This is a genomic window from Methylophaga sp. UBA1464, from assembly GCF_002325665.1.
In the GTDB taxonomy this organism is placed as follows: domain Bacteria; phylum Pseudomonadota; class Gammaproteobacteria; order Nitrosococcales; family Methylophagaceae; genus Methylophaga.
In genome coordinates this window covers 4364-6846 of record NZ_DCSO01000090.1, presented here as the reverse complement: position 1 = coordinate 6846, position 2483 = coordinate 4364, and the positions used below count along the sequence as shown (strand labels likewise).

Below are 2483 nucleotides of genomic sequence, written 5' to 3'. Positions count from 1 at the left end.
TTGTGAACTAAAACTGTTATCGGCAGCTTACTTCAAAACTTTATCGGCAACTTGTTCAATAACAAATCCCAATGTCTGCCGTATTTCGTTTCTCGGTTGCTCTTCAAATTCAGCAATTTCAGCAGCAGAATGGCCTTCAGACCAATGCTGTCGCGCGATACGCATTTGATCTATCGTTAATGAACTGAGGACTTCGGCTGTCATTTTATCTTCAATAAACTCAGGATCAACTTCGCTTATTTCCAATTCAAACGGCGCTGGCACTCTTTCCTGCTGCCCCCATCTTTCAAGCAATAGCCCTGCTTTTGTGAGCCGTTCCTTACGTTGATTTTGTAAGGTTTCTATCCGCATTTTACCTGCGGTACGGTTCAGTTTTTTCCCCACAGCACACCTACCTGATATCAACGAACTGAAAGCGAATGTTAATTCACGACAAACTATTATGCTGGATATCAAAAAGCTTTATTTTTCGTCAAAAAAACGTTTAAAAACGTTCTTTGCAGCATTACGCGTCTCTTCATTGTAACCGACAAACAGCCCGGCAAGTAAAGTAGCCATAACGGATTTTCCTGGATGTTGATGAATCATCTTACTTACCGCTGGGGTTATTACGGCTTGCAGAATATTTTCAATATCATCCACATTCGGTGTTTTATCTTTGGGTATGGCTGGCGAAGCTATTTTGGTTCGATAAACAGCAAATTTCGCTATTAATATCACCAAAATAGCTGCCAAGGCATATCCTCCTGCTGTGATAACTGCAGCGATATTGGGAGGGTAGTGAACCAACAATGCCAGATAAACTGCAAAGCCTGCGAACCCGAGCGCAAATATGCCTAACAGCGTTGCCAATGATAATGCCACGGTATTAATTTGTACTCTAGAACGCCAGCTCATGCTTATCTCCTGCTACTCATTTCCACATATATTTTAAGCCAGCTTAACGATCCAGAATTTTTCCAAGAACCAAACCAATACCAAAAGCAACAGCCATGCTGCTATATGGATGGCTTTCAACTTCACCTTGAACTTTGGTAAAAGACTCTTTTACTTGATCCTGCGCCTGTCCTGCAGCGACTTTGACACGATCCTGACTTTCCTTGGCGTAAGCCGTCGTCATTTCTCGTAATGTTTTTGTCACTTCTGCAAAATCTTTACGCAATGTATCCAGTTGTTCCTGAAGTTCCTGATTAGTAGCTTGAGTTGTTGCCATTGAACTATCTCCTTGTAATAAAGTTATCTGCCACAAAAGAAGGCAGTTACAAATCTGACAGCTTAGTTAAGCTGATTACTTCAATCGATTAATCTGTTGCATCCTCAATAGCATCACCTGCTTCTTCAACACTCTCATCTATCGCTTCACCCGCTTCTTCCGCAGGGCCCTGGTTATCACAAGCCGTAATAAAACCAACACTTGAGAGAGCAAAAGTCATCAGTAAAATTTTAGCTAAAATCCGAAAAGAATTAGAATCCGTATTGTTTAACATAATTATGTTCCTCATTTAATAGCGTTTATGGATGTTATTTTACGGAAACGCTGTTAAATATTAATCAGCGTTTGAAAAATGTATATTTTGTCACTTTGACTAGTGTACTCCCAAGCTAACTTTTTAAGTTAAATTTTGCTTTAACCTGTGTTAAGGAGCTTTTTTTATAATCGTCCTATCGTGTAAATCCATTCAACATTAAACAAGGACATACCATGATTAGTTGGGCGTTAACATTTCTAATTGTTGCAATCATTGCAGGTGCTTTAGGACTATCGGGTGTTGCCGGTACAGCAAGTAGCATTGCCTGGATTTTATTTGTTGTTGGGTTAGTCCTTGCACTGATATTTTTTATAACTGGACGCCGACCTCCTCTCTAAAATAATTCAATCTGAATAAATAAAAATACTAACCCATAAATAACTTTTTCGGGTCTGTTTATAAATTTAACACGTATATTGTTACCAGATTGAAATGAAATAACTGTCACCCCAATCATTTAATATTATTTTGAAACGGGTCCCGTTCAAATTAATTTAAATGATTTCCTTTGACACTGCCCGTTTAATGGGTGGTGTCTTTTTTTTGAATCATGCTTAAACCTATATAGATTGACTTAAGCTGGTTCAGGGGTATATTTCACTTCCATCATAAATTCTTAGTGGATATAAGGGACGCTTATGAGTTCATCTTTGCCTGGCAGTTGTATTGTTCATCAGTTTCAAAAGTTTGCAGATCTTAATGAACACGAAATCAGCTTATTAATGGCATTGGAAAAAGATCCTCGGGAGTTCACCGCTGATCAGCCCATGGCAATTGAAGGAGGCAAAGCAGAACGTTTTTTTACCCTTCAGTCAGGCTGGGCCTGTGCGACACGAACACTTGCAGATGGTCAGCGACAGGTTCTGGATATTTTTCTGCCAGGACAGATCCTTGGCCTGCGTGAAATCAGTTTTGATCGCAATCTTTCCGAGTTTCGGACATTAACCGAAGTAA

Annotated in this window: 6 protein-coding genes; 2 read left to right on the top strand and 4 right to left on the bottom strand. The window is 39.5% G+C overall.

Going from position 1 to position 2483, the window contains the following annotated elements:
* Positions 1–27: 27 nt before the first annotated feature.
* From B3O33_RS12070 to B3O33_RS12055, 4 genes are all read right to left on the bottom strand, one after another.
* Positions 28–384 carry a hypothetical protein gene (locus B3O33_RS12070; RefSeq protein ID WP_292360959.1) on the bottom strand — a complete coding sequence of 119 codons (357 nt, stop codon included), beginning with the start codon at positions 382–384 and terminating at the stop codon, positions 28–30.
* Between the two features lie 78 nt (positions 385–462).
* A complete protein-coding gene (locus tag B3O33_RS12065; RefSeq protein ID WP_292360961.1) occupies positions 463–897 on the bottom strand; it encodes a phage holin family protein in 435 nt (144 codons plus the stop codon).
* A 43-nt stretch (positions 898–940) separates the two neighbouring features.
* Positions 941–1213: a DUF883 family protein gene (locus B3O33_RS12060; protein WP_292360963.1), complete on the bottom strand. Its 273-nt coding sequence runs from the start codon at positions 1211–1213 to the stop codon at positions 941–943.
* 88 nt (positions 1214–1301) lie between these two features.
* The gene (locus B3O33_RS12055; RefSeq protein ID WP_292360965.1) at positions 1302–1487 is read right to left on the bottom strand and encodes a hypothetical protein; all 186 of its coding nucleotides are present in this window, start codon (positions 1485–1487) and stop codon (positions 1302–1304) included.
* A gap of 215 nt (positions 1488–1702) precedes the next feature.
* Here B3O33_RS12055 and B3O33_RS12050 point away from each other — a divergent pair, with 215 nt between their 5' ends.
* A complete protein-coding gene (locus tag B3O33_RS12050) occupies positions 1703–1867 on the top strand; it encodes a DUF1328 domain-containing protein (RefSeq protein WP_292360967.1) in 165 nt (54 codons plus the stop codon).
* 300 nt (positions 1868–2167) lie between these two features.
* Positions 2168–2483: cyclic nucleotide-binding domain-containing protein (locus B3O33_RS12045; RefSeq protein ID WP_292363693.1), on the top strand; the 316-nt coding region annotated here is incomplete at its 3' end.